The organism is Mesorhizobium sp. B2-2-4, from assembly GCF_006442375.1.
Classification (GTDB): Bacteria; Pseudomonadota; Alphaproteobacteria; order Rhizobiales; family Rhizobiaceae; genus Mesorhizobium.
This window is the reverse complement of the sequence record NZ_VFWB01000001.1, coordinates 88,461-114,813: the sequence shown is the minus strand read 5'-3', so window position 1 is coordinate 114,813 and position 26,353 is coordinate 88,461. Positions and strand designations below refer to the sequence as shown.

The following is a 26,353-nucleotide window of genomic DNA, read 5'->3' as shown; positions in this document are numbered from 1 at the left end:
GCATTTAACGCATGTTGCGCCGGAGGTGAACGATCCTTGCACCGGTGGCGGACGCCTTCAAGCGTCCAATGTTCGATGGGATCGCTGAATGCCTAAGCCCTGTCCGCTTGCGACCTGTTTCCATACTGGTCATGCAGCCGCACCCAGTCCATCAAGGTTCTATAAGGCCCGGTCTCGTCGCGGCCTTTCGGCGCAAGGTCGAGATATTGATAGGCGCCGATCAGCTGTTCGCTGCCGCGGGCGCGCGACATGAAGGTCAGGAAGATGTCGCCGGTCTCGTCCCGGTAGAACACGGTGGTGCCCGGCAGGTCTTTCGATTTCAGAACGGGCGTCTCGAAGTTGTAGATCGCTTCACCGGATGCGATCTGCTTGTCGGTGAACGACACCTGCATGTCGAAGTTGAAGTCCGAGGCATAGGATGAGACCCAGTCGAATCTCCAACCCATGCGCTCTCGGTAGGGCAGCAGCTCGGCAAGCGGCGCGCGTGACACCGCGACAAGCGACACGTCATGATGTCTCAGATGCTGGTTGGCGCCGTCCATGTGGTCGGCGACGAACGCACAGCTTTCGCAATGATGGGTCGACCCGGGCCCGAACACGAAATGATAGACGATCAGCTGGCTGCGGCCGGCGAACAGTTCGGCCAGGCATCTTGGACCCTGCTCGGTTTCGAAGACGTAGTCCTTTCTCACCTTCAGCCAAGGCAATTCGCGCCGTTCCGCCGCGATGCGCTCGCGAAATCGCGTCAATTCCTTCTCGCGCGCCAGATGCGCTTTGTGTGCCCGGAACCAATCCTCGCGTGAAACGACCTTGTTGCGATGCATGAACCTCTCCCTGGCTTCATCCCAAGGACGTTCGGGACGGGCATGAGCCGACATCGCGCCGGCTGCGCTGGAGAGAAATAGGGATGGAGGCGCTTCATCCCAAGTCCGGCGGAGCGCAGCAAAACCCGGGCGCATGGCCCGGGTCCGATAGAGACGGAAAACCGTGGTCAGGCAGCCTGCTCCAGGCTCGGCTTCCATTGTCCAAGCGCCGCCAGATGGTTCATGCGGGCACGGTGGGTGAAGGCGGCCTGACCCATGGCAACATTGGATGCCTTGCCACTCCAGGCCTTCTGCGGGGCAGCCTGCAGGGCGCGGCCATAGGAGAAGGTCAGCTTCCACGGATGCGGGCCGATGGCGTTGATGGCGTTGAGGTTGGCGGTCGCTTCCTCGTCCTCCTGGCCGCCGGAGAGGAAGGCAATGCCCGGCACCGCCGCCGGCACGGCCTCACGGAACAGTTTTATGGTCTTTTCCGCGACCTCTTCAGGGCTGCTCACCGCGCCCGACTTCCTGCCCGCCAGCACCATGTTGGGCTTCAGGATCGTGCCCTCGAGCACCACCCGGGCCGCGTAGAGCTCGTCGTAGAGCTTCGTCAGCGTCGCCCTCGAGATTTCATAGCACGTGTCGATGTCGTGGGCGCCGTCCATCAGCACTTCCGGCTCGACGATCGGCACGATGCCGGCTTCCTGGCAAAGGGCCGCATAGCGGGCGAGCGCATGGGTGTTCGCGCTGATCGAGGTGACCGACGGCACGCCCTTTGCCTTGTCGATGTCGATCACGGCACGCCATTTGGCGAAGCGGGCGCCGAGCTTGTAATAGTCGGCGAGCCGCTCGCGCAGGCCGTCGAGGCCCTCGGTGACCGTGTCGCCGGGAAAGCCGGCCAGGGGCTTGGCGCCGGCATCGACCTTGATTCCGGGGATGGCGCCTGAAGCCTTGATGATATCGACCAGCGGCGTGCCATCGGCCGCTTTCTGCCGAATAGTCTCGTCGTAAAGGATGACGCCGGAAATATACCTGGTCATGGCGTCACTGGTGCGGAACATCATCTCGCGGTAGTCGCGCCGGCTGTCCGCGGTCGATTCGACGCCGATGACGTCGAAGCGCTTCTTGATGGTTCCCGAGCTTTCGTCGGCGGCCAGCAGGCCCTTGCCGTTGGCCACCATCGCGGCGGCAATGTCTTCGAGACGTTCGCTCATCGTGCTACTCCTTGACGGTGTTGTTCTGCGCCTGACAGGACACTACCGCCAAAGGAATGACGCCGGAAAGCTCCAATCGATCGAAAGTCCCGGCAACGCCGCGCGCTCGCCTCGAGTTGATCGTCTCAACGCTTGAGCACGTCGACGCCCGGCAGCGGCTTGCCTTCCATCCATTCGAGGAAGGCGCCGCCGGCAGTCGAGACATAGGTGAAATCGTCGGCAACCCCGGCCTGGTTGAGCGCCGCCACGGTATCGCCGCCACCGGCCACCGAAACCAGCTTGCCGGCCTTGGTGCGCGCCGCCGCATGCCTGGCTGCCGCCATCGTCGCGCGATCGAAGGGTTCGATCTCGAACGCGCCGAGCGGCCCGTTCCAGACCAAGGTCGCGGCGCGGTCGATCCAGTCGGCAACGGCCCTCACGGTCTTTTCGCCGACATCGAGGATCATGCCATCCGCAGGCACGTCGGCGATGGCCACGGTTTCGCTGGCCGCACCCGCCTTGAATTCCTTCGCCACGACGCCGTCGACGGGCAGGATGATGGCGCAGCCGGCCTCGGCCGCCTCGATCATGATCTGCTTGGCGGTAGCGGCGAGGTCGTGCTCGCACAGCGACTTGCCGACATCGGTGCCGCGTGCGGCGAGAAAGGTGTTGGCCATGCCGCCGCCGATGACCAGCGCGTCGACTTTCTTGACCAGGTTCATCAGCAGGTCGATCTTGGTCGAGACCTTGGCGCCGCCGACGATGGCGACCACCGGGCGAACAGGATTTCCAAGGCCCTTCTCCAGCGCTTCCAGTTCGGCTTGCATGGTGCGGCCGGCAAAGGCTGGCAACAGATGCGCCAGTCCCTCGGTCGAGGAATGCGCCCGGTGGGCAGCGGAGAAGGCGTCGTTGACGAAGATATCGCCATTGGCGGCGAGCCGTTCGGTGAAGGCCGGGTCGTTCTTCTCCTCGGCCTTGTAGAAGCGGGTGTTCTCGAGCAGCAGCACGTCGCCCTTGTTCATGGCGGCGACCGCACTTCCCGCCGTGTCGCCGACGCAGTCGCCGGCAAAGCCCACGGGACGGCCAAGCACCTCGGCCGTCGCCCTGGCGATCGGCTCCAGCGAGAATTCCGGCGAGGGACCGTCCTTGGGCCGGCCGAAATGGGCGAGCAGGATGACCTTGGCGCCCTTGCCTGACAATTCAGCGATGGTCGGCGCGATGCGTTCGATGCGGGTCGTGTCGGTAACCTTGCCGTCAGCGACCGGAACGTTGAGGTCGACGCGCACCAGCACGCGCTTGCCATTGATGTTGCCGATATCGTCCAGTGTCTTGAAGCTGGCCATGCTGGTTCCTTTCGCTGAGAAATCGCCGGGACCATACCCCGCACCGACGACGATGCAAGACTTGGCTGGGGAGGGCGCGAAATTTTCAAGGCGAAGGCGTCGACGTCGCGAAGCGTCACGGCAGGCGGATGGGTGCGGCGCAAAGGATCGCCGTGTCAGCTTTCGGTCGTTGCCTTGTCCACCGCCGGCTCGGTTTTCTCGTCTGCGCGTGCCGCGGTGATCGGTGTTTCCACCGGCTTGCGCCAGGTTTGGACGAAAGCTTTGATCCGGTCGGCGATCTCGCCGGCGCTGAGGAAGACCGGTACCCGCGCCACGGGCGCGGTCGGTTCGAAGGAGAGGCCCAGGCCTGTGATCCTGCCCTTGTCGTCGACGTCACGCACGATCAGCTCGATCGGGCCGATCAGCACGCGGTCGGCGTATTCGACGTGGCCGCCGAGCCGCGCCGTGACCAGAGCGCCGACGGTGAGCTTCTGTTCCGCCTCGCTCAGGCCCGGCGCGTATGCGGCTTCCAGTTCGGCAGCGGAACGCGCCGGATCGACGGCGAAGGCGCCGAAGAAATCGGCGTCCTCGGGGTCGACGACGGCGCGGCTGGCGAACAGCTTGTCGAGCAGGCGTGGATAGCGGTCCGGCACGAAGATGTAGACCTGGTCGCCGGCGGCAAGCCTGCCCATGTCCTGGAAACGCATCGAGCGTCCGTCGCGCAACACCAGCGAGGGCCGCGCCCAGCGAGGGATGCGCTCGCCGCGCGCCACCGGGCTGCCCGGCGCGACGCGGTAGGCGAGGAGCTCGTGATGGGCCGAGCCCGGCAGTTCGAGCTCGACCTTGTCCAGAGGTCCGAGCCGCGCCGGCACGATCAGGCCGAGACGGCGCGCCAGCGGACCAACGGTCCAGCCCTGGATGACGAGCGACACCAGGACGATGATGAAGGCGGCGTTGAAGATGGTGCGGCCATTCTCCAGCCCGCCGAGCAAGGGAGTGATGGCAAGCAGGATCGAGACGGCGCCGCGCAGGCCGACCCAGGAAACGAAGGCGACTTCGGGGCGCGGCAGACGAAACGGGACCAGGCAAAGCCAGACCGCGATCGGCCGGGCGACGAACATCAGGAACAGGCCAAGCAGCACCGCCGGCACCATGATCGCCGGGAATTGCGAGGGCGTCGCGAACAGGCCGAGGATCAGGAACATGATGATCTGCGCCAGCCAGGACATGCCGTCCTGGAAGCGCTTGAGGATGGTGACGGCGCGGATGTCGGAATTACCCGCGATGAGACCGGCAAGATAGACCGCCAGGAAACCGGAGCCGCCGATGGCGCCGGCGGCGGCGAAGACCATCAGCGATAGGGTCAGCACGAAGATCGGCAGCAGGCCATGGTCGAGATTGAGCCGGTCGACGAGGCGCACGATGGCGAGGCCCCCCAGCACGCCGACAATGGCGCCTAGGCCCATGTTAATGAGGAAGCCGAGGACGAGGTTGGTGACCAGGACATTGGCCTCGGGGTCGGCATGGGCGGCTATGATCTCGACCAGGGTGATGGTCAGGAAGATGGCGATCGGATCGTTGGTGCCGGACTCCACCTCCAGCGTGGAGCGCACGCGCTCGCGCAGATTGATCTCGCCGGCGCGCAAAAGGAAGAACACGGCGGCCGCGTCGGTGGAGGCGACGGCGGCACCGAGCAGGAAGGATTCCAGCCAGGTGAGATCGAGCATATAGTAGGCGGCGGCGCCGAACAGGCCAGTGGTGAGGATCACGCCGAATGTGGCCAGAGACAGCGCCGGCCCGGCTGCCTGCCGCAAGGCATTGAGAGGCGTGCCGAAGCCGGAATCGAACAGGATCACCGCCAGCGCCAGTGAGCCGACAAAATAGGCGATGCGGGCGTTGTCGAACTCGATGCCGAGGCCATCGGTCCCGGTGGCGAGCCCGATGCAGAGAAACAGAAGCAGCAGCGGTGCGCCGAAGCGGAAGGCGATCAGGCTCGAAAACGCGGCGACGACGACAAGCGCGGTGCCCACCAGCGTGACGAGATAGATCGCATGCTCCATCCGTGACTTGCCCCTGCCTCTTCTCTCGATTCAAGGAAGAGTGGGGCGAAGGCATGGCCGGCGCAAGGCGGGAGAGCGGTTTTTTGGCCGAAGCCCTACAAGTTCGTCGTCCTTCGGCTTAGCAGGAGCGAAGCGACGCCTTGCCGAGTATTCCGACGAAAAACGCCCGGACCAAGCCGGGCGTTTCAAGTCTCTGGAAGATGGGCCCGCGATCAGGCGATGGTCTTGCCGAAGGCGACCGCGGTATCGCCCATGCGATTGGAGAAGCCCCATTCATTGTCGTACCAGGACAGCACCGAAACGAAGTTGCCGTCCATCACCTTGGTCTGGTCGAGCGCCACGATCGAGGAGTGCGGGTCGTGGTTGAAGTCGATCGACACGTTCGGATGATGGGTAACCGACAGGATGCCCTTGAGCTTGCCATTGGAGGCGGCGATCACCGCCTCGTTGATCTCCTGCGCCGACGTCGAGCGCTTGGCGATGAACTTGAAGTCGACGAGCGAGACGTTCGGCGTCGGCACGCGGATCGAGATGCCGTCGAGCTTGCCCTTGAGCTCGGGCAGCACCAGGCCGATGGCCTTGGCGGCACCGGTCGAGGTCGGGATCTGCGAGAGTGCCGCGGCGCGGGCGCGGTAGAGATCCTTGTGCATGGTGTCCAGCGTCGGCTGGTCGCCGGTGTAGGAATGGATCGTCGTCATCATGCCCTTTTCGATGCCGACCGTCTCGTGCAGGACTGCGGCCAGCGGCGCCAGGCAATTGGTGGTGCAGGACGCGTTCGAGATGACGATGTGGTCCTTGTTCAGCTTGTCGTGATTGATGCCGTAGACGACGGTGAGGTCGGCGCCTTCACCGGGCGCCGAAACGAGGACGCGCTTGGCGCCGGCGGTCAGGTGTGCGGCTGCCTTGTCGCGGGCGGTGAAGATGCCGGTGCATTCGAGCGCGATGTCGACGCCGAGCTCCTTCCACGGCAGCTGGGTCGGATCCTTGATCGCGGTGACCTTGAACGTCTCCTTGCCGACGGTGATCTGGTCGCCGGAAACCGATACCTCGTGCGGGAAGCGGCCGTGTACGCTGTCGTAGCGCAGGAGGTGGGCGTTGGTTTCAACCGGGCCGAGGTCGTTGACGGCGACGACGTCGATGTCCTTGCGGCCGGATTCATGGATGGCGCGCAGGATGTTGCGGCCGATGCGGCCGAATCCGTTGATGGCAACTCTGACGGTCATTTTTCTCTCCTTGGGAGCTGGAGGGCAGACGATTGGTCCGCAGCTTCATAGCGGCGGAAGCGGAAAGAATCCAGCCGCGGCGACGTGGATTTAAATCGATTAGGTCAGGCCAGTCCGGCGGAACCGCTGTACGCGGTTTCGCCGAGCGTTCTTGTTTCATACATGTCGCTGTCCCAAAATCGAGATACACTTTTGGGCAACAAGCACGGCCTTACTTGCCATGCAGGCGGGCTTCCGCCGCCTTGGCGGCCGCCTCGGCGGTGATGCCGAAATGCGGATAGAGCTGCTCGATCGTTCCCGAGGCGCCGAAGCCGGTCATGCCGATGAAGATGCCATCGGAGCCGATGAGGTGATCCCAGCCCTGGCGGATGCCGGCTTCGATCGCCATCTTCACCTTCGCATTGCCGATCGTCTTGCGGCGGTAGTCCTCGCTCTGCTTATCGAACAGTTCGAAGCAAGGAACCGAAACGACGCGGGTCGGATGGCCGTGCTTCTCCAGGAGGTCGCGGGCGCCGAGCGCGATCTCGACTTCCGAACCCGTGGCGAAGATCGTCACCGCGGCTTCGCCGCTGGCGGCGGCGAGCTCATAGGCGCCCTGGCTGCTCAGGTTCTTCTCTGTGAATTCGGTGCGCACGGTCGGCAGGTTCTGTCGGGTCAGCGCCAGCGTTGACGGCGTCTTTTCCGATTCAAGGGCCAACTGCCAGCATTCGGCGGTCTCGACCGCGTCCGCCGGACGGAACACGTTGTGGTTGGGGATGGCGCGCAGTGCCGCCACATGCTCGACCGGCTGATGGGTCGGGCCGTCTTCGCCGAGACCGATGGAGTCATGGGTCATGACGAAGATCGAGCGGATGCCCATCAGCGAGGCCAGCCGCATCGAGGGGCGGGCGTAGTCGGAGAAGCACAGGAAAGTGCCGCCATAGGCGATCAGGCCGCCATGCAGCGTCAGCCCGTTGATGGCGGCAGCCATGCCGTGTTCGCGGATGCCGTAGTGGACATAGCGCTGGCCGTAGTCGTCCGGGGTGATGTTCTTGGTCTGGCTGGTCTTCGTGTTGTTGGAGCCGGTGAGATCGGCCGAGCCGCCGATGGTTTCGGGCACGGCGCCGTTGATGACTTCCAGCGCCATTTCGGAAGATTTGCGGGTGGCGACCTTCGGCTTGTCGGCGGAGAGCTTCTTTTTGTAGTCGGCAATGACGGCGTCGAAGTTGGACGGCAGCTTGCCGGCGACGCGGCGCTCGAACTCTGCCCTGAGCTTGGCGTCGGCCTTGGCGAGGCGACCTTCCCAGTCGGCGCGCGCCTCGGCGCCGGCCGTGCCGGCCGTGCGCCAGGCATCGAGGATGTCGGCTGGAACCTCGAAGGGGGGTGACTCCCAGTTGAAGAACTTGCGCGCGCCGGCGATCTCGTCGGCGCCGAGGGGCGAGCCGTGCGCCTTGTTGGTGCCGGCTTTGGTCGGGGCGCCGAAGCCGATGGTCGTCTTGCAGGCGATCATCGTCGGCTTGTCGGAATGGCGGGCGGCTTCGATCGCATAGGCGATGGCTTCCGGATCCGTGCCGTCGATGTGGCTGGCGTTCCAACCGGAAGCCTGGAAGCGCGCGACCTGGTCGGTATTGTCAGCCAGCGACACCGGGCCGTCGATCGAGATGTTGTTGTTGTCCCAGAACACGATCAGCTTGTTGAGCTTGAGGTGCCCGGCAAGCGCGATCGCCTCCTGGGAGACACCTTCCATCAGGCAGCCGTCGCCGGCCAGCACATAGGTGTAGTGGCTGACGAGGTCGTTGCCGAAGGCGGCGTTCATGATGCGCTCGCCGAGCGCGAACCCGACAGAATTGGCAAGGCCCTGGCCGAGCGGGCCGGTGGTCGTTTCGATGCCGGCGGCGTGGCCATATTCGGGATGGCCGGCGGTTTTCGAGCCCAACTGGCGGAAGTGCTTGATCTGGTCGATCGTCATGTCTTCGTAGCCGGTCAGGTAGAGCAGCGAGTAGAGCAGCATCGAGCCATGGCCGGCCGACAGGATGAAGCGGTCGCGGTCGGCCCAATGCGGCGCCTTGGCGTCGAATTTCAGGAAACGGGTGAACAGCACCGTGGCAATGTCGGCGCAGCCCATGGGCAGGCCGGGATGGCCGGAGTTCGCCTTCTCGACCGCGTCCATGGAGAGAAAGCGGATCGCATTGGCCATCCGGTCATGTTGTTCACGCGACGTCATGGTTCCTCCGGGGTGGGGTTTGGGGCCTTGGGAGAGCCCTTGAAAAGCGTGCGCGACACATAGCAGGCGCGCACTTTTAGTCAACAAACCGGTGCGCATTTGCCGGCCTTGTGATGCCGCGGGCAGGCCTATATTAGCGTTAGCAGGGGACAGTCGCGAGAGCTTTGTTGACGTCGCCTTCACCCGGTGCCTAATGTTTCAGAGATAACGCGTTCTGAACGCGAGCGATTCGGTGATGGGCAGGGCACAGGACGAGGCCATGACCGGGGAAACGACACTCAAGGAAGTCATCGCAAGGCTGGGCAAGGCCATGGAAGGCCTGGAAAACGCCGTCGCGGCCAAGCTCGAGCATGAGCGCGATTATTCGGAAGCCGAGGCCGAGGTGCAGCGGATGAATGCCGACCGCTCGCGGCTGGCGCAGGAGCTCGACAGTTCCGAGGCGCGCGCCGAGCGGCTGGAGGATGCCAACAAGGAAGTGTCGCGACGACTGGTGACCGCCATGGAAACCATCCGCGCTGTGTTGGATAGGTAGGCTGATGGCACAGGTCACGGTTTCCATCGACGGCAAGCAGTATCGGATGGCCTGCGACGAAGGCCAGGAAGAGCATCTGATCGATCTCGCCGAGCGTTTCGACCGCTACGTCTCGCATCTGAAGGATTCATTCGGCGAGATCGGCGACCAGCGGCTGACGGTCATGGCCGGCATCATGGTCATGGATGAACTCTCGGAGCTGCAGAAGCGCGTCAAGGGCATGGAAAGCGAAGTGCTGACCTTGCGCAAGACCCGCGACGAGGCGCTGACCAAGGCCGACAAGAGCGACAGCGTGCTGACCAACGCGCTTGGCGCGCTGGCGCAGCGCATGGAAGATCTTGCGGCGACGCTGGCCGTCAACAAGGCATAAGCGGTCTCCTCGGAAATTCCTGCCGAACTTGGCGGCAAGAAGAGAAATTTTTTCGCGGGCGCGACGGGCGCCTGTGGCTTTAGGCATTTGTGGGTTGCCGCCGAGGTGTTAAAAAGATTTGAGCGCTCGCCAGCCGTTGCCGGCAACATTTCAAGGGTAGGGAAACACCATGAGCCTTCGCATCAACGATATCGCCCCGGATTTCACCGCCGAGACCACGCAAGGACCGATCAGCTTTCACCAGTGGATCGGTGACGGCTGGGCGGTGCTGTTCAGCCACCCCAAGAATTTCACTCCCGTCTGCACGACCGAGTTGGGCACGATGGCGGGGCTCGAGGGCGAGTTCAAGAAGCGCAACGTCAAGATCATCGGCATTTCGGTCGATCCGGTCGAAAGCCACGGCAAATGGCAGGACGATATCAAGACGGCGACCGGCCATTCGGTGAACTATCCGCTGATCGGCGACAAGGATCTCAAGGTCGCCAAGCTTTACGACATGCTGCCTGCCGGTGCCGGCGAGACCTCGGAAGGCCGCACGCCCGCCGACAATGCCACCGTGCGTTCGGTCTATGTCATTGGGCCCGACAAGAAGATCAAGCTGGTGCTGACCTATCCGATGACCACGGGCCGCAACTTTGACGAGATCCTGCGCGCGGTCGATTCCATGCAGTTGACCGCCAAGCACCAGGTGGCGACGCCGGCGAACTGGAAACAGGGCGAGGACGTCATCATCACCGCGGCCGTTTCCAACGAGGACGCCATCAAGCGCTTCGGCGCCTACGAGACCATCCTGCCCTATCTCAGGAAGACCAAGCAGCCTTCCGCGTAAAGCGGCTCTCCGGTTCACGGAAACGGCGAACCATCTCTTTGTTTTTGCGCAATTCCTTGGGCAAAGCGCCACGCGCCTTTCCCGGGAAACCGCTTGGAATTGCTCCAGTTGCCTGGCCGGCATTTTTCGACTTCCGTCGCTTTTCTGGCAAGGCGTGCTTGACGGCAGGGCCCCGCTAGACAAGCATGCTCTTATGTTGCTCTGGCAGAGAAAATCATTGCTGTCTGGCTAACGGAGGGGACGTCGGATTGGACATAGGTTCGGCAAAGCCTGAGGTCACCGGTTTCCACGACAAGCCGACCGGCGCCATCCAGTATGTCGTCGCCGACCGGGTGACGAAGCGGTGTGCCATAATCGATCCGGTCCTCGACTTCGACGAGAAGTCCGGCGCAGTTTCGACAGCCAATGCCGATGCGCTGCTGGATTTCGTCAGGGCGGAGGGACTGAGCGTCGAATGGATTCTCGACACCCATCCGCATGCCGATCATTTCTCGGCCGCGCAGTACCTGAAGCAAAGGACCGCGGCGCCGACGGCGATCGGCGAGAGGATCGTCGAGGTCCAGAAATTGTGGAAGGCGATCTACAACTGGCCGGATTTCCCCGCCGACGGCTCGCAGTGGGACCGGCTGTTCGGCGACGGCGAGGTTTTTCGGGTGGGAACGCTTCCAGCAAGGGTGCTTTTCTCGCCCGGGCACACGCTGGCGTCGATCACCTATGTGATCGGGGATGCAGCCTTTGTTCACGACACGCTGTTCATGCCCGACAGCGGCACGGCAAGGACGGATTTTCCCGGCGGCAGCGCCGCGCGCCTGTGGCACTCGATCCAGGGCATTCTGGCCCTGCCGGAGGACACGCGCGTCTTTGTCGGCCATGATTATCAGCCCGGCGGGCGCCAGGCGTTATGGGAGAGCACGGTTGCCGCGCAGAAAGCCGACAACATACATCTTGCCGCCGCGCGCGGCGAGGCCGAATTCGTTGCCCTGCGCGAGGCGCGCGACCGGACATTGCCGATGCCGAGGCTGATCCTGCATGCGCTGCAGGTCAACATGAATGGCGGACGCCTGCCGGAACCGGAAGCCAATGGCCGACGGTATCTGAAATTTCCGCTGGATGGGCTTTGAAGCAATCACAGCACCCGCTGCGGTATACAAAAAGGCGGCGCCAGTCTCCTGACGCCGCCGTTTTATCTTGTTGCCGATGCCGGCTTTAAGCCGCCGGCTGCGCCTCGATGGTGCGCAGCGCCTGGGTCTGGCGCTTGGCGGCGGCCTTGACGGCATCCTGCACCTTCTCGAAAGCGCGCACTTCGATCTGGCGCACGCGCTCGCGGCTGATGTCGAACTCAGCCGACAGTTCTTCCAGGGTCAGCGGCTCATCGGCGAGGCGGCGCGCCTCGAAGATGCGCCGTTCGCGTTCGTTGAGCACCGCAAGAGCACCCGACAGCATGCCGCGCCGGTTTTCCAGCTCGTCCTGCTCGATCAGCATCTCTTCCTGGCTTTCGTGGTCGTCGACCAGCCAGTCCTGCCATTCGCCGGACTCGCCTTCCGTCGCCCGGATCGGCGCGTTGAGTGAGGCGTCGCCCGACAGGCGGCGGTTCATCGACACGACTTCCGCTTCCGAGACGTTCAGCCTCGTGGCGATTTCGGCGATCTGGTCGGGCTTGAGGTCGCCGTCGTCAAGCGCCTGGATCTTGCCCTTCACCTTGCGCAGGTTGAAGAACAGACGCTTCTGGTTGGCGGTCGTGCCCATCTTGACCAGGCTCCACGAGCGCAGGATGTATTCCTGGATCGAGGCCTTGATCCACCACATGGCGTAGGTCGCGAGGCGGAAGCCACGCTCTGGCTCGAATTTCTTGACGGCCTGCATCAGGCCGACATTGCCTTCCGAGATCACTTCGCCAATCGGCAGGCCGTAGCCGCGATAGCCCATGGCGATCTTGGCGACGAGCCGCAAATGGCTGGTGACGAGCTTGTGCGCTGCGGAAGTGTCCTCATGCTCGGCATAACGCTTGGCGAGCATGTACTCTTCCTGCGGCTGAAGCATCGGAAAGCGGCGGATCTCTTCCAGGTAGCGGCTGAGGCCGCCTTCGCCGGAAACGATACTGGGTAGTGACTGGGCCATGATAGCGCCCCCTCTCTATTGGAGTGATGCCCCCGAAACGCGGCGGGCATGTGACGCGAGCACCAAAGGCTCGCTCGCGACATCAGATATATACAGGAACAAAACCAGAAAAGACAGGCATTTGTTCAACACGAAACAGTGTGTCACGCTGAAGTGAACAACGCCAGTCAGGTTTTTTGATGGTTGATTTGAAGCTTGCCGGGCGGCCGATTCAAAGACTGCGAAAGCCGCCGACGAGTTCCTCCATGTCCCTCGGTATCGGTGCCTCGAACCTCATCGATAGATGGGTAGTCGGATGGCGAAATTCAAGGAGCCAGGCGTGCAAAGCTTGCCGGGAGAAGGCCTTGACCTGGCTTCTCAGCGGTTCGGGCAACCGGTTGGCCTTGGTGCGAAAGGCTTGGCCGTAATCGGGATCACCGAGCACCGGATGACCGATATGGGCCATGTGGACGCGGATCTGATGGGTGCGGCCGGTCTCCAGCCGGCATTCAACCAGACTTGCGGTTGCGAATTCCTTTTGGTTTTCGCCGAAGCGCTCCTGCACCGCAAAATGGGTGACGGCGTGGCGGGCATCGTCGCGTCCTTCGGGTACTACGGCGCGACGTACACGGTCGGCGGCGCGGCCGAGTGGGGCATCCACCGTTCCGGCCGGCCGCTGCGGTATGCCCCAGACCAGCGCCAGGTAGGCGCGCTCGAGATCGCCTGTCAGGCCGTGATCGGCAAAGGCCTCCGAAAGCGCCTTGTGGGCGCGGTCGGTCTTGGCCACGACCATGACGCCGCTGGTTTGCTTGTCGAGGCGATGAACGATGCCCGGCCGGCGCACGCCGCCGATGCCGGACAGGCTGTCGCCGCAATGATGGATCAGCGCATTGACCAGCGTGCCGGTCCAATTGCCGGCGCCGGGATGGACGACAAGCCCGGCGGGTTTGTTGATGACGATCAGTTCGTCATCTTCATAGAGGATATCGAGGGCGATGTTTTCCCCCTGTGGCTCCGCCGGTTCCGGCTCCGGCATGGCGACCGAGACAGTTTCGCCCGGCGACATCTTGCACTTGGTCTCGACAACGGCCTTGCCGTCGACCAAGACCGCGCCCTGCCTGATCAGCATCTGCACGCGGCTGCGCGACATTTCCGGGCCGAGCCTGCCTGCCAGCCACTGATCGATGCGCTGGCCGGCATCGTCGGCGCCGGCCACGAGCACGATCGGTTCTGCCTGCATGAATTGGTCCTCTATCAATCCGGGGGCCTCTTCGTTATGAGCGCTCATCGAGAATCGTTCCGGAATGTTTGCCATGGCCCGCCCCGCCGCCGACGAAGACGCCGTTGTTGAAGGCGGGGAAAAGCCGCTCAACCCCGAGATCGAAAAGGTGCGCGGCAGGCTCATCCGCTTCATGGCCATCAATCTCGGCCTGCTCTTGCTGGCCCTTATGGTGGTGATCGCGGCGATTGTCTACAAATCACGCAAGGCAGCGCCGGTGAGCCCGCCGCTGGCCGGCGACATCCAGGTGCCCGCCGGCGAACCGCTCAGCGGAGACATCGTGCTGCCGGTCGGCGCCAGGGTGGTCAGCCAGTCGCTATCCGGCAATCGCGTCTCGATCGAGGCCGAACTTGTCGATGGCAGCCGCACGATCTTCGTCTACGATATGGGCGAGCGGCGCATAATCGGCCGCTTCGCGATCCGCAACAAATGAAGCCCGGCGCGCAATGACCGGCTTTGCCGAAAACCGTCATATCGCCACCGTTGCGCTGGTCGTCGACAGCTATGACGAAGCAATCGACTGGTATGTCGAGCGAATGGGCTTTGTGCTCCTGGAGAATGTGGACCTTGGCGGCGGCAAGCGCTGGGTGACGGTCGCGCCGGCCAGCGGGCGCGGCGCGCGGCTGCTTCTGGCCGAGGCCTCCGACGAGGCACAAAGGAAGAGCATCGGCAACCAGACCGGCGGGCGGGTTTTTCTCTTCCTGGAAACCGACAACTTTGCCCGCGATCATGCGGCGATGGTGGCGAAGGGCGTCGAATTTCGCGAGCCACCGCGCTTGGAGCCCTACGGCACGGTGGCGGTTTTCGCCGATCTCCACGGCAATCTATGGGACCTGATCGAGCCAAAACGCTAGCAGCAGCCAGCTTTTTCTTGATCCCGGGAAAGCCGGCGGACCCCAGTTGCTTTTTCTCCGCCGCCAGCCTATATCGCCGGTTCTTGAACGCGCCCATCGTCTAGCGGTCAGGACACCGCCCTCTCACGGCGGGAACAGGGGTTCGATTCCCCTTGGGCGTACCAAGAAGGCGACGGCTCAGCCGTTGATGATCCCTCCAGCATCAAACAATGTTCAAGGCCTCCGCGGAAGCTTCGTCATATGCGCGCATATGACCGCATGGAGCGCTGGCAAAAGCCGGGCTCGGAGCTATGGCATGGCGGCTTCGATTAACGTTTCGTTTACCTATAATCTGTCTATTGGAGACAATTCACCCGCGACCACGGATGTACTGGCGCTGCGGTGAAAACAAAGGTCGGCCCACTGCCGGCCTTTTGTTTTTTGGCCGGCCGCTGCGGGCAGGGCTGCCTCCAATGCTTTCGGCAAGAGCTTTCGCCAAAGCATATTGCCCTTGCCATCTCCAGCCCTACCATCAATCCTGACGATCGCACGCGGGCGGCCGGAAGGGTCGACGGTGGAGGAATTGCAATGAAAAGAACCGCTGGAATGCTCCTGATTAGCGGCGCATTGGCGATTGGCGCCACCTGCCCGTCGGCTGCCGCCCAGCTCAACACGATGGACGAAGTCGGCACGGCGATCCAGGCATGCTGGACGCCGCCGGCGGATGCTGGAAATTCCATCGTCACTCTGAGCTTCAGCTTCAAGCGCGACGGCACGCTGCTTGGTCCGCCACGGCCGACCGCCGCCAAGGTGGCCGGCGACGACAAGGCGCGAAAGTCGTTCATCGACGCCGCAATGACCGCGGTGAAGAATTGCACGCCGCTCAGCCTTTCGCCGCAACTGGCGCAAGGGATTGCCGGCAACGTGTTCACCTTGCAATTCGTATCTCCCAAGATCGGCCAATAGCTGTTTTCCGCAACTCTCCGCGCAGGGCGCGCCGCGGCTTAATGCGCTAGAGCCGTTCGGCGTTCGGCGGATCGCCGATCCCGCTTCCATTTTTTACGCAATTCCTGCCGGAAAACATCTGCCAGGGTCAGCGAGCCGCTCAGGTAGCTACTACCAAACCACTCGCCCAGCACCGCCTTCACCGGTCAGTGACTGGTACGCCGCGCCTCAGCGTGCCGCGCCAGGTCGGGTGTCTCGAAGACGTAGTCGTTCCAGGCCGATTCCGGGATTTGCCCGGCCAGATAGCATTCCAGCAGCAGGTTTTGCTCGGCGCTCAGGGGCCTCGGGTCAAGTCCCAGGGAATGAAAAAGATTTCTTGTCAGTTCCGATACCGTGATCTGGATCGACATCTGCGTTCTCCTTCGCGCTTCAACGCGAAAGGACGGGCAAAGGTTTCAGGGCCCGTTTCCGGTAACGCCGGAGTGATTCGGCAGGCCTGCCAGCCGTCGGTCCGGCTGCATTGTTTTGCAGTTCGTCTCAATCTTGAAATAAAAATGCAATATTGAATTCCCAGAGGTTCTTCTATTAAACTAAAGACAAGTCTCTCAATGCATGGAGATTAGAAAGATTAGATAAAACTCATTTAGCGAAAGCTTACCGAAGTCGAAAGAGTTGTCATTCCAGGTTCTCAGCAACAAGGACCGCGTCCTTCCGATGATCCGTTTCTGGTCCCCCATGATGATCGCGTTCGTCACCCTGACCGTGCTCGCGCTCGGCATGTCCAGTTCTTATGCCGACAGTTGCAGTGCAATAAGAAATCAGTTGTCTTCGGCCGGCCGTGGCGGCGGCACGAGCCCCGAGCTTGCCCAGTTGCACCGCCAGCTTGCCGCGATCCAAGGCATCGAGAGGCAGCGCAAGTGTACGGCGAAAAATTCCCTCGGTGGTTTCTTCAACGCATGCGCCGATCTTGCCAGGAACAGGAGCGAGGTGCAGCGCCAGATCGCTGCGGCCTCCAATTCAGGCCGGGACATGTCGGGGCTGCGGGCACGCTTTGTCGCGCTTGGCTGCGCGCCAGCGGCAAAGCGCGCGGCGGCGAAGACCCAATCGGTGTCTGCGGCGGCGCCAGCGGCGAGGGCAACGGGCGCCGGCAACGCGATGCTGTTCTGCGTGCGCCTTTCGGATGGATATTTCTTCCCAGCACCCAAGTCGCAGTTCGCCGGCAGCGACGATGTGAAGGATATGGCCGATCAATGCCGCTACATCTGCGACGAGCCGGGCGTCGACCTCTATACGCTCAGCGACGTCAGCCTCGAAACCGAAAAGATGGTCTCTCTCGACACGCGCAAGCCCTACACCGATCTGCCGACCGCATTCCGCTACCGCGACGACGTCAATTTCAAGGCATGTGACCTAAAACGCTACTACAGCAGGGTCGCCGAATTGAGGGCCCGAACGGTAACGCCCACAAACATGACCAATGCCATCATCCCCTTGCCGTCGGCCAAGCCGGACCTCGGCAGCGTCGCGGCAATTCCCGCGGCGGACGCCGAAGCCTCCGGGGCGGCCCAGCATCAGTCGATAGAGGCCGGCAAGCGGCCGGTGAGAATAGTCGGCCCGGCCTTCTTCCCAGCCGAATGATTATCCGCCCCGGGGTAGGCGCCGGTTTCCCAGCCAATGTCAGTTTTGGGTGGCACCCATCAGTCGCAGACCATGCGAACCCTCTTTCCGGGTTCGCTGACATTCCTGCATGCCAGGGGCTTTTCCTCATCGGAGGACGGCGGAGGTGGCCTCGAAACTCTTGAAAGATGACGTCTCGGTGCGGCGCGCGGCGCGGGCCTGCGCTCGGAAAACCGGGTTGGCGGTTGTGGCGGCGCCGGAAAAGCGCCGTTTTCCATTCCGGACGGCCCGTATTCCACATTGGGCGGCGGCCGGTCCCAGAAACGCCGGGCATCGAGCGGGCGCGGAATGACGACGGTGCCGTCATAGCTGCGCGAACAGCCGCTGCCGAAAAGCAGCGCCGCGCTCAGCAAGCAAGGCACAATCCGTCCAAACATCAGCAACACCCCAATATTGGCTTATAGCGCGGCTTCGATCCGGCCGACAACCGGGCGCAATGGCGCAGGCCAGGGCCCGTCCGGTGCGCAACGGCTTGTTAAGGTTAGCGGATCGTTAATGCTTCTCGGGCACATTCCGCCGACGAACCGCGGAGGGAGGGTTCGGCCTTGGATTCGGGGTGGGGACGGCATGGCTGAAGCGAACGAGACAGCCGGCGTGCGCGGCGAGCGCGGGTCGGGCGAAATGACAGTGAACGACGCGGCCTCGTTCACCGCAGGCATGGATTTGGCCATGCTACGCCAGCTGGTCGAGACGGGCTCGGACTGGATCTGGGAGACCGATGCCGAGCTGCGCTTTTCCTGGCTTTCGCACAACTACCAGGCGGTCACGGGCATCGACCCGGCCGCCGTGCTCGGCCGCTTCCGTTTCGATTTCCTGAAGCAGGTCCTGAACGGCAACCGCAGCGCGGCAATGCATCTGGAGGATCTGCAGGCGCATCGGCCGTTCCGTGACTTTGTCTACGAACTGAAGGGAGGTCGCGCCGATTGCCGCTGGGTGCTGACCTCAGGCTTTCCACGCTTCGATGACGAGGGGAAATTCGCCGGCTATCGTGGCATTGGACGCAATGTCACGGGATTGGCCGTCGCCTTCGAAGAACTGGAGCAGAAGCAGCAAGGAGAGGCGTCTTCGGGAGGCCTTCCCGACCTTCGCACGATGGTCGATTCGATGCCGATCGGGATCATGGTCCTCGACGCCGACCTGCGCGCCGAAGTGATCAACCAGGCCTTCTACAATTTGTGGAAAATCGATCCCCAGCGCGCCGGGATCGGCTCGGGCTTCCGCGAGTTGATGGAGGCCAGCCGCGCCGCCGATTCCTACGGCGCCGACGACGTTGCCTGGCAGCGTCATACCGCCGAGCGCGAGGCCGAGATCAGGGCCGGCGTCGCCGGCTCGAGACAATTGCCGCGCAATGACGGGCGTACCCTGGTTGCGTCGCTGGCCCCGCTGGCCGGCGGCAAGCGGCTCATCTCCTATGTCGATGTCACCGACATGAAGGATCGCGAGGCCGAGCTGGCCGACGCGCTGGAAAAGGCGCGACTGGCGGAAGCGGTGATCAACGGCGTCAAGGATCCGATCTTCGTCAAGGATGACGATCTGCGCTTCGTCTTCGTCAACGAGGCGTTTGCGGGCCTGTTCGGCCAGACGCCGCAAACCATGCTTGGCAAGCCCGGCGGCAATTTTCTCGCGCCGGCCGAGGTTGCGCTGTTCGAGAAAAGCGAGCGCGAGGTGCTGGCGACCGGGCGGCCTTACGAGGTGGAGGAAAGCTTCGAGGTCGACGGCGTCAACCGCTCGCGCGTCGTCAGGAAGAACCGCGTTAGAATGGTAAGCGGCCGCAACTACGTGGCCGGCTTCCTCTTCGACGTCTCGGACATGAAGGGCCGTGAGACCGAGGCGCAGGACGCCCGCAAACACCTGGCCAGCGTGCTGGAATCGCTGCCGGCCGCCGTGATCATCTACGACCGCGAGGACAATTTCGTTTTCGCCAACCGCAAGATGCAGGACACGCTGCCGGCGTTGAAGCCGGCGTGGCAGCCCGGCCGCACCTTCCGCGACGCGCTGGCACTCGGTCATTCGGCTGGCTATTTCCGCTCGAGCGGCGATCCGCGGGTCGATGCGCTCTATGATGGCGATCTCGATGGCTGGCTGGACAGCATCCTCGCCCGTTACCACCTGCCATACTCATCCTTCGAACGTCTCAATCCCGACGGCCGCTGGTATCAGGTTTATGACATGCGCACCGATGACGGCACGTTCATCGGCGTGCGCGTCGACATCTCCGAGATCAAGAGCCGCGAAAAGGCGCTGCACGATTCGATGCGGCAGATCGACCTGTTCCGGCACGTGCTGGACGAACTGCCCGTGGCCGCCTTCATCAAGGCGCAGGACCTCAGCATCGAGTTCGTCAACAAGGCCTGGTGCGCGATCACCGGGCTCGCCAAGGAAGACGTTATCGGCCGCACCGATCGGCAGCTGTTCGGCGACGGAGATGGAGAAAGCTACAGCCTGGACGATACCGAGGTTGCCCTCACGGGCAGCGTCAGGGAGGTCGAGGAGCCCGTCACCCATCGCGACGGCACGGTGCGGCAGTTGATGACGCGCAAGAGCCGGCTGGTGGCGCTGGACGGATCGGTGCATCTGGTCGGCTCCAGCACCGACATCACCGAGGTCAAGGCGCGCGAGCGGGCGCTGGAAGAAAGCATGCGCGAGAACGAGGTGTTCCGCAGCCTGATCGACAACGTGCCGGTGTCGATCTATGCCAAACGCTCCGATCTCAGGCAATTCTACGTCAACAAGGGCTGGTGCGATCTCACCGGCTTCAGCAAGCAGGACGCGATCGGCAAGACCGATATCGAAATTTTCGGGCCCGACGGCGAAGCCTTCGTCAATGGCGACCTCACGGTGCTGCGCAGCGGCGAAACCCAGGAGATCGAGGAGACGGTGATGCTCCCGGACGGCAGCGTGCGCCACCAGTTCGCCCGCAAGGGCGCGATGATCGCGTCCGACGGGTCGCTCTACCTGATCGGGTCGACCACCGACATCACCGAATTGAAGCTGCGCGAGGCGGAACTGCGCGAGGCGCGCCAGCGCGCCATACTTGCCGACCGCGCCAAGTCGGAATTCCTCGCCAATATGAGCCATGAGATTCGCACCCCGATGAACGGCGTGCTGGGCATGGCCGAACTCCTGGCCAAATCCGATCTCGATCCGAAGCAGAAGACCTTCACCGACATCATCGTCAAATCGGGCAACGCGCTGCTCACCATCATCAACGATATCCTGGATTTCTCCAAGATCGATGCCGGCCAGTTGGTGCTCGATCCCGCCCCCTTCAATCTCGCCGAGGCGATCGAGGACGTGGCGACGCTGGTGTCGACGCGGGCCAAGGAAAAGGACCTCGAGCTCATCGTGCGCATCGAGCCTGGGCTCGAAAGCCTGTTCATCGGCGATGTCGGCCGCATCCGGCAGATCGTCACCAACCTGCTCGGCAATGCGGTGAAGTTCACCGAAGAAGGCCATGTGCTCGTCGACGTCACCGGCGAAAGTGTGCCGGACGGAACCAGGCTGACGATCTCGGTCACCGACACCGGGATCGGCATCCCTGAGGAAAAGCTGAAACAGGTGTTCGAGAAATTCAGCCAGGTCGACACCTCCTCGACGAGGCGGCATGAGGGCACTGGGCTCGGGCTCGCGATCACCTCGCGGCTGGTCGAATTGATGGGCGGCGACATCGGCGTGGAAAGCGCCGAAGGCAAGGGGTCGACCTTCTGGTTCACGGTCACGCTGCCCAGGGCCGGACAACAGAACGCGCAGCGCATCATGCCGGTGGACGTGACCGGCGCGCGGGTGCTGATCGTCGACGACAATGCCGTCAACCGCGCCATCCTGACCGAGCAGATGACGTCATGGACCTTCGATTCCTGCGCGGCCGAGAGCGGCGCCGAGGGACTGAAAGTGCTGATCGCGGCCGCCGCCTACGGCGTGCCGGTCGATTGCGTCGTGCTCGATTATCAGATGCCCGAGATGAGCGGCGCCGAGATGGCAGGTGTCGTGCGCAACACCGCCGGGCTTGCCGACACGCCGATCATCATGCTGACCTCCGTCGACCAGTCGCTGGCCAACACCAGTTACCGCGATCTCGGCATTGATGCCCAACTCATCAAGCCCGCACGCTCCTCGGTGCTCCTGGAAACGCTGGTCGCCACCATCCAGCGGCATCGCCACGCCACGGATGTCGCCCGGCCGCTTGCTGTCGAGGGAGGCGGCGGGAACAATCCGCAGTCACCGCCACCGGCGGCAGGGCAACGCGCGTTGCTGCAGCCGCCGCCGGTCAGGCCTCGGCTTGCCGCGACTGGCGGCGAGCAGCGGCTGGGCATCCTCGTGGCCGAGGACAATGAGGTCAACCAGATGGTCTTCACCCAGATCCTCGGCGAGACCGGCTACGGTTTCGAGATCGTCGGCAATGGCCGCAAGGCGCTGGACGCTTTCGGCAGGCTCAATCCGTGCATGATCCTGATGGACGTCTCGATGCCGGAGATGAACGGGCTCGAGGCAACCGCCGCCATCCGCCGGCTGGAAGAGGAAACCGGCACGCATGTGCCGATCGTCGGGGTCACCGCGCATGCGCTCAAGGGCGATCGCGAACGCTGCCTGGACGCCGGCATGGATGATTATCTGCCCAAGCCGATCAGCCCCAGGGCCCTGCTCGAAAAGGTCGAGCGCTGGGTCGGCGCTGGTCGCCAGGCCCGGCGCAACGCGGGATAGACTTTGCGCCTTCGGCCGGATTGCGGCGAGAATCACCCGGGGCCGGCTGCAGCCCTTCGAGCAAGACTATGGTGCGATCGCACCATATCAAAGCCGGCGTCCAGCCGGGACAATGACGGCATCGATTTCCGCTCTCTTCTAGTTACGGGCGGGAGCAGCGACCGCCAGTATGAAGCAGCGTCAATCTACCCCAACGGACCTGTTTTTGGCGATGGCCCGGCCAAGACATCCTCTGGCCTCGAGCGACGCGCTCCCGTCCGGCTTTTCTTCGATCAGCGATCCATGCCGAATCCGATGGCTGTTTGGGTGGCCGGATAGCGCAAGTCCCTGATTCCCGAAGGCAAACCGGCGCCATGCCGCAGCCGCTAATCGCCATCGCCTTTCCAGGCGCCGGCGACGCGTTACCGGGCTGACACGAAACTGTCATGCGACTGTTATAATCGAACGCTATTGGCCTCAGCGGGCGCTGGCAAGGAATGGCGCCGAGAGACCATCTTCCGAACAGGAGCAGGCCATATGAGACATTTCATCCGCTCGGCGGCCGTTGCGATCGCAATGGCTGCGGCGTCCACCCTCACCCTTTCCGCGGCAATGGCAGCTGACATCTCCGGTGCCGGCGCCACCTTCCCTTACCCGATCTATGCGAAGTGGGCCGATGCCTACAAGAAGGAGACCGGCATCGGTCTCAACTACCAGTCGATCGGCTCGGGCGGCGGCATCAAGCAGATCAAAGCCAAGACCGTCACCTTCGGCGCTTCCGATGCGCCGCTGAAGGGCGAGGATCTCGAATCCACCGGACTTGCACAGTTCCCGATGGTGATGGGCGGCATCGTTCCGGTCGTCAATCTCGAAGGCATCAAGCCGGGCGAACTGGTGCTCGACGGCCCGACGCTGGCCGATATCTTCGTCGGCAAGATCACCAACTGGAATGACGCGGCGATCGCCAAGCTCAATCCCGACGTCAAGCTTCCCGACCAGGCGATCGCCGTCGTGCATCGCTCCGACGGTTCGGGCACCACGTTCAACTTCAGCTACTACCTGGCCGACGTCAGCGCCGACTGGAAGTCGAAGGTCGGCGTCAACACCGCGCTCGAATGGCCGGTTGGCATCGGCGCCAAGGGCAATGAAGGCGTCGCCAACAACGTCTCGCAGACCGGTGGCTCGATCGGCTATGTCGAATACGCCTACGCCAAGCAGAACAAGTTGACCTATGCCGACATGATCAACAAGGACGGCAAGAAGGTCGAGCCGACGGCGGCGGCGTTCTCGGCGGCGGCGGCCAATGCCGACTGGAGCTCGCAGCCTGGTTACGGCGTCATCCTGGCCAACCAGCCGGGCGCCGAATCCTGGCCGATGACGTCGGCGACCTGGATCCTGGTCTACAAGAAGCCCGGCGACGTGGCGGCGACCGGTGAAGCGCTCAAGTTCTTCGCCTGGTCCTACGCGAAGGGCGACGACATGGCCGGGGCGCTGGACTACGTTCCGATCCCCGACGCGGTCGTCAAGAGCGTCGAGGACATGTGGGCCAAGGACATCGTCGGCAAAGACGGCAAGCCGCTCTATTCCGCCATGTAATCCCTGCTGAACGAGGAGGGCGCTTCACGGCGCCCTCCCTGTCTTCCTTGAAACGCGAGGGCCAGATGACCGCCGTCTCCGAAGCCATGCCATCGTCGGCCGCCATGCGGGCCAGGGAAGCGACGGTCCGACGCTTCGCGCTCACCGATACGATTTTCCGAACGGCGACACGCTTTTCCGCCATCCTCGTCCTGCTCATCCTCGGCGGCGTGGCGATTTCGCTGTTTGCCGGCTCGTGGGAAGCGCTGTCGAAATTCGGGTTCTCCTTCCTGACGACCGAATCGTGGAACCCGGTCACCGAGAATTTCGGAGCGCTGGCCCCGATCTACGGAACCATCGTCACCGCCGCCATCGCTATCCTGATCGCCGTTCCCATCGGCATCGGCATCGCCATCTTCCTTACCGAACTCTGCCCGCGGCCACTCCGACGCCCCATCGGCATCGCCGTCGAGCTGCTTGCCGGCATACCCTCCATCATCTACGGCATCTGGGGCCTGTTCGTGTTCGCGCCGTTCCTGCAGACGACGGTGCAGCCCTTCATCATCAAGCTTTTCCACGACGTGCCGGGACTCTCCAGCCTGTTTGCCGGCCCGCCCTACGGCATCGGCCTTCTGACCTCGGCGATGATCCTTGCCATCATGGTCCTGCCCTTCATCACCTCGATCACCAAGGATGTCTTCGACACGGTGCCGGCGGTGCTGAAGGAATCGGCCTACGGCATCGGCTGCACGACCTGGGAGGTCACGCGCCGCGTCGTCATCCCCTATACCCGCGTCGGCATCATGGGCGGCGTCATGCTCGGCCTCGGCCGCGCGCTCGGCGAAACCATGGCGGTAACCTTCGTCATCGGCAACGCCCACCGCATCAGCGGCTCGCTGTTCGCGCCCGGCACGACGATCTCGGCGACCATCGCCAACGAGTTCACCGAAGCCGACGGCGATCTCTATACGTCTTCGCTGGTGGCGCTCGGCCTGATCCTGTTCGTCATCACTTTCCTGATCCTTGCCCTTGCGCGCTACATGCTGCTGCGCATGGACAGCCGCACGGGAGCCTGACCGATGTCGACGGCCACATCGCTTCACAATCGACGCAAGCGCAGGAATGCCGTGATGATGACGCTATGCGTCACGGCGGCGGGCATCGGCCTGGCCTGGCTGGCGCTCATCCTCGGCGCACTGCTCTATAAGGGCCTGTCGGGTGTTTCGCTCTCTGTGTTCACCGAAATGACACCGCCGCCCGGCGATGCCGGCGGCCTGCTCAATGCCATCTACGGCAGTATCATGATGACAGTCATCGCCGTCATCGTCGGCACGCCGATCGGTGTCCTCGCTGGGACCTACATGGCCGAATATGGCCGCTTCTCGCGCCTCACCACCGTCGTGCGCTTCATCAACGACATCCTGCTGTCGGCACCCTCGATCATCGTCGGCCTGTTCGTCTACGAGCTGCTGGTGCGGCCGATGGGACATTTCTCGGCGATCGCCGGTGCCGTCGCACTGGCCATCCTGGTCATCCCGGTCGTCGTTCGCACCACCGAGGACATGCTCAACCTGGTGCCGAACGCCTTGCGCGAGGCCGGCGCCGCGATCGGCGCGCCGCGCTGGGTGGTCATCCGCTCGGTCGCCTACCGTGCGGCGCTGTCGGGCATCGTCACAGGCATATTGCTGGCCATCGCCCGCATTTCCGGCGAGACGGCGCCGCTGCTCTTCACGGCGCTCAACAACCAGTTCTGGTCGAGTAATCTCAATGCGCCGATGGCCAGCCTGCCCGTCACCATCTTCCAGTTCGCTCTCAGCCCCTACGAGGAATGGCAGCAGCTGGCGTGGACCGGCGCACTCATAATCACCCTTACGGTTCTCGGGCTGAGCATCTTCGCCCGCAGCCTTACCGGACGCAGAGAGGACAGATGAAACCGATGTTGTCCACCGAGTTGAATACGCCCGAAGTCGCGGTCGAGAAAGCCAAGATCGAGGTCAAGGGCCTCAATTTCTACTATGGCCAGTCGAAGGCGCTGAAGGATATCAGCCTGTCGCTGCCCGAGCGCAGCGTCACCGCCTTCATCGGGCCTTCGGGCTGCGGGAAGTCGACGCTGCTGCGCGTCTTCAACCGCATCTACGAGCTTTACCCGAGGCAGAGCGCCGAGGGCCAGGTGCTGCTCGACGGCCAGAATATCCTCGACCGTTCGCAGGATCTCAACCTGCTCAGGACCAAGATCGGCATGGTGTTCCAGAAGCCGACGCCGTTCCCGATGTCGATCTACGAGAACATCGCCTTCGGCGTCAGGCTCTATGAGAAGCTCAGCAAGGCGGAGATGGACGGCCGTGTCGAGCAGGCGCTGAAGCGCGCGGCACTGTGGAGCGAGGTCAAGGACAAGCTCAACGCCAGCGGCCTCAGCCTTTCGGGCGGCCAGCAGCAGCGCCTCTGCATCGCCCGCACGGTGGCGGTGAAGCCGGAGGTCATCCTGCTGGACGAGCCTGCCTCGGCGCTCGATCCGCTGTCGACCGCCAAGATCGAGGAGCTGATCGACGAGTTGCAGGCCGATTATACGATCGTCATCGTCACCCACAACATGCAGCAGGCGGCGCGCGTGTCGAAGCAGACCGCCTTCATGTATCTGGGCGAGCTGGTCGAGTTCGACCGCACCGAGAAGATCTTCACGTCGCCCCGCGAGAAGCGCACGCAGGACTATATCACCGGCCGCTTCGGCTGAT

At 63.3% G+C, this 26,353-nt stretch carries 22 protein-coding genes and 1 tRNA gene; 14 read left to right on the top strand and 9 right to left on the bottom strand.

What is annotated here, in order from left to right; genetic code table 11:
• Window positions 1-92 precede the first annotated feature (92 nt).
• The 6 genes from FJ959_RS00550 to tkt all read right to left on the bottom strand — a co-directional run bounded on the left by FJ959_RS00550 (window position 93) and on the right by tkt (window position 8,804).
• Complete coding sequence (locus FJ959_RS00550; RefSeq protein WP_140627940.1) at window positions 93-824, bottom strand: thioredoxin family protein; 732 nt, start codon at window positions 822-824, stop codon at window positions 93-95.
• Between the two features lie 167 nt (window positions 825-991).
• Complete coding sequence (locus FJ959_RS00545) at window positions 992-2,017, bottom strand: class I fructose-bisphosphate aldolase (RefSeq protein ID WP_140627937.1); 1,026 nt, start codon at window positions 2,015-2,017, stop codon at window positions 992-994.
• 125 nt (window positions 2,018-2,142) lie between these two features.
• Complete coding sequence (locus tag FJ959_RS00540; RefSeq protein ID WP_140627934.1) at window positions 2,143-3,339, bottom strand: phosphoglycerate kinase; 1,197 nt, start codon at window positions 3,337-3,339, stop codon at window positions 2,143-2,145.
• A gap of 155 nt (window positions 3,340-3,494) precedes the next feature.
• Window positions 3,495-5,378, bottom strand: a complete 1,884-nt coding sequence (locus FJ959_RS00535) for a potassium/proton antiporter (protein WP_140627931.1) — start codon at window positions 5,376-5,378, stop codon at window positions 3,495-3,497.
• Window positions 5,379-5,590: 212 nt separating this feature from the next.
• Complete coding sequence (gap, locus tag FJ959_RS00530; RefSeq protein WP_140500546.1) at window positions 5,591-6,601, bottom strand: type I glyceraldehyde-3-phosphate dehydrogenase; 1,011 nt, start codon at window positions 6,599-6,601, stop codon at window positions 5,591-5,593.
• A gap of 211 nt (window positions 6,602-6,812) precedes the next feature.
• Entirely contained in the window at window positions 6,813-8,804 is a 1,992-nt protein-coding gene (tkt, locus tag FJ959_RS00525) for a transketolase (protein WP_140525465.1), read from the bottom strand.
• Between the two features lie 259 nt (window positions 8,805-9,063).
• Between tkt and FJ959_RS00520 the strand changes: the two genes are divergently transcribed.
• From FJ959_RS00520 to FJ959_RS00505, 4 genes are all read left to right on the top strand, one after another.
• A complete protein-coding gene (locus tag FJ959_RS00520) occupies window positions 9,064-9,336 on the top strand; it encodes a DUF4164 domain-containing protein (RefSeq protein WP_140500550.1) in 273 nt (90 codons plus the stop codon).
• 4 nt (window positions 9,337-9,340) lie between these two features.
• Window positions 9,341-9,706: a cell division protein ZapA gene (locus tag FJ959_RS00515; protein WP_140500552.1), complete on the top strand. Its 366-nt coding sequence runs from the start codon at window positions 9,341-9,343 to the stop codon at window positions 9,704-9,706.
• A 169-nt stretch (window positions 9,707-9,875) separates the two neighbouring features.
• Entirely contained in the window at window positions 9,876-10,535 is a 660-nt protein-coding gene (locus FJ959_RS00510) for a peroxiredoxin (protein ID WP_140500553.1), read from the top strand.
• 248 nt (window positions 10,536-10,783) lie between these two features.
• Window positions 10,784-11,656: an MBL fold metallo-hydrolase gene (locus FJ959_RS00505; protein ID WP_140500555.1), complete on the top strand. Its 873-nt coding sequence runs from the start codon at window positions 10,784-10,786 to the stop codon at window positions 11,654-11,656.
• Window positions 11,657-11,741: 85 nt separating this feature from the next.
• On the opposite strand, the gene rpoH is transcribed toward FJ959_RS00505, so the two are convergent.
• Both rpoH and FJ959_RS00495 read right to left on the bottom strand, forming a co-directional pair.
• Window positions 11,742-12,653 carry an RNA polymerase sigma factor RpoH gene (gene rpoH / locus FJ959_RS00500; protein WP_027023478.1) on the bottom strand — a complete coding sequence of 304 codons (912 nt, stop codon included), beginning with the start codon at window positions 12,651-12,653 and terminating at the stop codon, window positions 11,742-11,744.
• Between the two features lie 211 nt (window positions 12,654-12,864).
• Window positions 12,865-13,920 carry an RluA family pseudouridine synthase gene (locus tag FJ959_RS00495; RefSeq protein ID WP_140517878.1) on the bottom strand — a complete coding sequence of 352 codons (1,056 nt, stop codon included), beginning with the start codon at window positions 13,918-13,920 and terminating at the stop codon, window positions 12,865-12,867.
• Window positions 13,921-13,945: 25 nt separating this feature from the next.
• Here FJ959_RS00495 and FJ959_RS00490 point away from each other — a divergent pair, with 25 nt between their 5' ends.
• From FJ959_RS00490 to FJ959_RS00475, 4 genes are all read left to right on the top strand, one after another.
• Complete coding sequence (locus FJ959_RS00490; RefSeq protein WP_140517879.1) at window positions 13,946-14,344, top strand: fimbrial protein; 399 nt, start codon at window positions 13,946-13,948, stop codon at window positions 14,342-14,344.
• Window positions 14,345-14,357: 13 nt separating this feature from the next.
• The gene (locus tag FJ959_RS00485) at window positions 14,358-14,765 is read left to right on the top strand and encodes a VOC family protein (protein WP_140525467.1); all 408 of its coding nucleotides are present in this window, start codon (window positions 14,358-14,360) and stop codon (window positions 14,763-14,765) included.
• 89 nt (window positions 14,766-14,854) lie between these two features.
• Window positions 14,855-14,929: transfer RNA gene (locus FJ959_RS00480), tRNA-Glu, on the top strand.
• A gap of 403 nt (window positions 14,930-15,332) precedes the next feature.
• The gene (locus FJ959_RS00475; protein WP_140500560.1) at window positions 15,333-15,710 is read left to right on the top strand and encodes a hypothetical protein; all 378 of its coding nucleotides are present in this window, start codon (window positions 15,333-15,335) and stop codon (window positions 15,708-15,710) included.
• 185 nt (window positions 15,711-15,895) lie between these two features.
• Here FJ959_RS00475 and FJ959_RS00470 read toward each other — a convergent pair whose 3' ends face one another.
• Window positions 15,896-16,099 (bottom strand): hypothetical protein, encoded by a 204-nt coding sequence (locus FJ959_RS00470; protein ID WP_140517882.1) that lies wholly within the window; start codon window positions 16,097-16,099, stop codon window positions 15,896-15,898.
• A gap of 304 nt (window positions 16,100-16,403) precedes the next feature.
• On the opposite strand from FJ959_RS00470, the gene FJ959_RS00465 reads away from it, so the two are divergent.
• From FJ959_RS00465 to pstB, 6 genes are all read left to right on the top strand, one after another.
• Window positions 16,404-17,327 (top strand): DUF2865 domain-containing protein, encoded by a 924-nt coding sequence (locus FJ959_RS00465; protein ID WP_140525468.1) that lies wholly within the window; start codon window positions 16,404-16,406, stop codon window positions 17,325-17,327.
• A gap of 606 nt (window positions 17,328-17,933) precedes the next feature.
• Window positions 17,934-22,067 (top strand): PAS domain-containing protein, encoded by a 4,134-nt coding sequence (locus FJ959_RS00455; protein ID WP_181171953.1) that lies wholly within the window; start codon window positions 17,934-17,936, stop codon window positions 22,065-22,067.
• Between the two features lie 516 nt (window positions 22,068-22,583).
• On the top strand, window positions 22,584-23,642 hold the full coding sequence (pstS, locus tag FJ959_RS00450; protein ID WP_140627925.1) for a phosphate ABC transporter substrate-binding protein PstS: 1,059 nt from the start codon (window positions 22,584-22,586) through the stop codon (window positions 23,640-23,642).
• Window positions 23,643-23,707: 65 nt separating this feature from the next.
• Entirely contained in the window at window positions 23,708-24,697 is a 990-nt protein-coding gene (gene pstC, locus FJ959_RS00445; protein ID WP_140500571.1) for a phosphate ABC transporter permease subunit PstC, read from the top strand.
• A 3-nt stretch (window positions 24,698-24,700) separates the two neighbouring features.
• Window positions 24,701-25,552 carry a phosphate ABC transporter permease PstA gene (gene pstA, locus FJ959_RS00440; protein WP_140500572.1) on the top strand — a complete coding sequence of 284 codons (852 nt, stop codon included), beginning with the start codon at window positions 24,701-24,703 and terminating at the stop codon, window positions 25,550-25,552.
• A complete protein-coding gene (gene pstB / locus FJ959_RS00435; protein WP_140500574.1) occupies window positions 25,549-26,352 on the top strand; it encodes a phosphate ABC transporter ATP-binding protein PstB in 804 nt (267 codons plus the stop codon). The genes pstA and pstB overlap by 4 nt, the downstream gene beginning before the upstream one ends.
• Window position 26,353 lies beyond the last annotated feature (1 nt).

Bases quoted from the DNA above. Each gene is read 5' to 3' on its own strand.
- FJ959_RS00520 (WP_140500550.1), top strand. From the start codon at position 9,064: ATGACCGGGGAAACGACACTCAAGGAAGTCATCGCAAGGCTGGGCAAG.
- FJ959_RS00535 (WP_140627931.1), bottom strand. From the start codon at position 5,378: ATGGAGCATGCGATCTATCTCGTCACGCTGGTGGGCACCGCGCTTGTC.
- pstB (WP_140500574.1), top strand. From the start codon at position 25,549: ATGAAACCGATGTTGTCCACCGAGTTGAATACGCCCGAAGTCGCGGTC.
- FJ959_RS00510 (WP_140500553.1), top strand. From the start codon at position 9,876: ATGAGCCTTCGCATCAACGATATCGCCCCGGATTTCACCGCCGAGACC.
- FJ959_RS00540 (WP_140627934.1), bottom strand. From the start codon at position 3,339: ATGGCCAGCTTCAAGACACTGGACGATATCGGCAACATCAATGGCAAG.
- pstA (WP_140500572.1), top strand. From the start codon at position 24,701: ATGTCGACGGCCACATCGCTTCACAATCGACGCAAGCGCAGGAATGCC.
- FJ959_RS00550 (WP_140627940.1), bottom strand. From the start codon at position 824: ATGCATCGCAACAAGGTCGTTTCACGCGAGGATTGGTTCCGGGCACAC.
- FJ959_RS00515 (WP_140500552.1), top strand. From the start codon at position 9,341: ATGGCACAGGTCACGGTTTCCATCGACGGCAAGCAGTATCGGATGGCC.
- FJ959_RS00490 (WP_140517879.1), top strand. From the start codon at position 13,946: ATGGCCCGCCCCGCCGCCGACGAAGACGCCGTTGTTGAAGGCGGGGAA.
- FJ959_RS00485 (WP_140525467.1), top strand. From the start codon at position 14,358: ATGACCGGCTTTGCCGAAAACCGTCATATCGCCACCGTTGCGCTGGTC.
- pstC (WP_140500571.1), top strand. From the start codon at position 23,708: ATGACCGCCGTCTCCGAAGCCATGCCATCGTCGGCCGCCATGCGGGCC.
- FJ959_RS00470 (WP_140517882.1), bottom strand. From the start codon at position 16,099: ATGTCGATCCAGATCACGGTATCGGAACTGACAAGAAATCTTTTTCAT.
- tkt (WP_140525465.1), bottom strand. From the start codon at position 8,804: ATGACGTCGCGTGAACAACATGACCGGATGGCCAATGCGATCCGCTTT.
- FJ959_RS00475 (WP_140500560.1), top strand. From the start codon at position 15,333: ATGAAAAGAACCGCTGGAATGCTCCTGATTAGCGGCGCATTGGCGATT.
- pstS (WP_140627925.1), top strand. From the start codon at position 22,584: ATGAGACATTTCATCCGCTCGGCGGCCGTTGCGATCGCAATGGCTGCG.
- FJ959_RS00545 (WP_140627937.1), bottom strand. From the start codon at position 2,017: ATGAGCGAACGTCTCGAAGACATTGCCGCCGCGATGGTGGCCAACGGC.
- gap (WP_140500546.1), bottom strand. From the start codon at position 6,601: ATGACCGTCAGAGTTGCCATCAACGGATTCGGCCGCATCGGCCGCAAC.
- FJ959_RS00465 (WP_140525468.1), top strand. From the start codon at position 16,404: ATGATCCGTTTCTGGTCCCCCATGATGATCGCGTTCGTCACCCTGACC.
- FJ959_RS00455 (WP_181171953.1), top strand. From the start codon at position 17,934: ATGGCTGAAGCGAACGAGACAGCCGGCGTGCGCGGCGAGCGCGGGTCG.
- FJ959_RS00495 (WP_140517878.1), bottom strand. From the start codon at position 13,920: ATGAGCGCTCATAACGAAGAGGCCCCCGGATTGATAGAGGACCAATTC.
- rpoH (WP_027023478.1), bottom strand. From the start codon at position 12,653: ATGGCCCAGTCACTACCCAGTATCGTTTCCGGCGAAGGCGGCCTCAGC.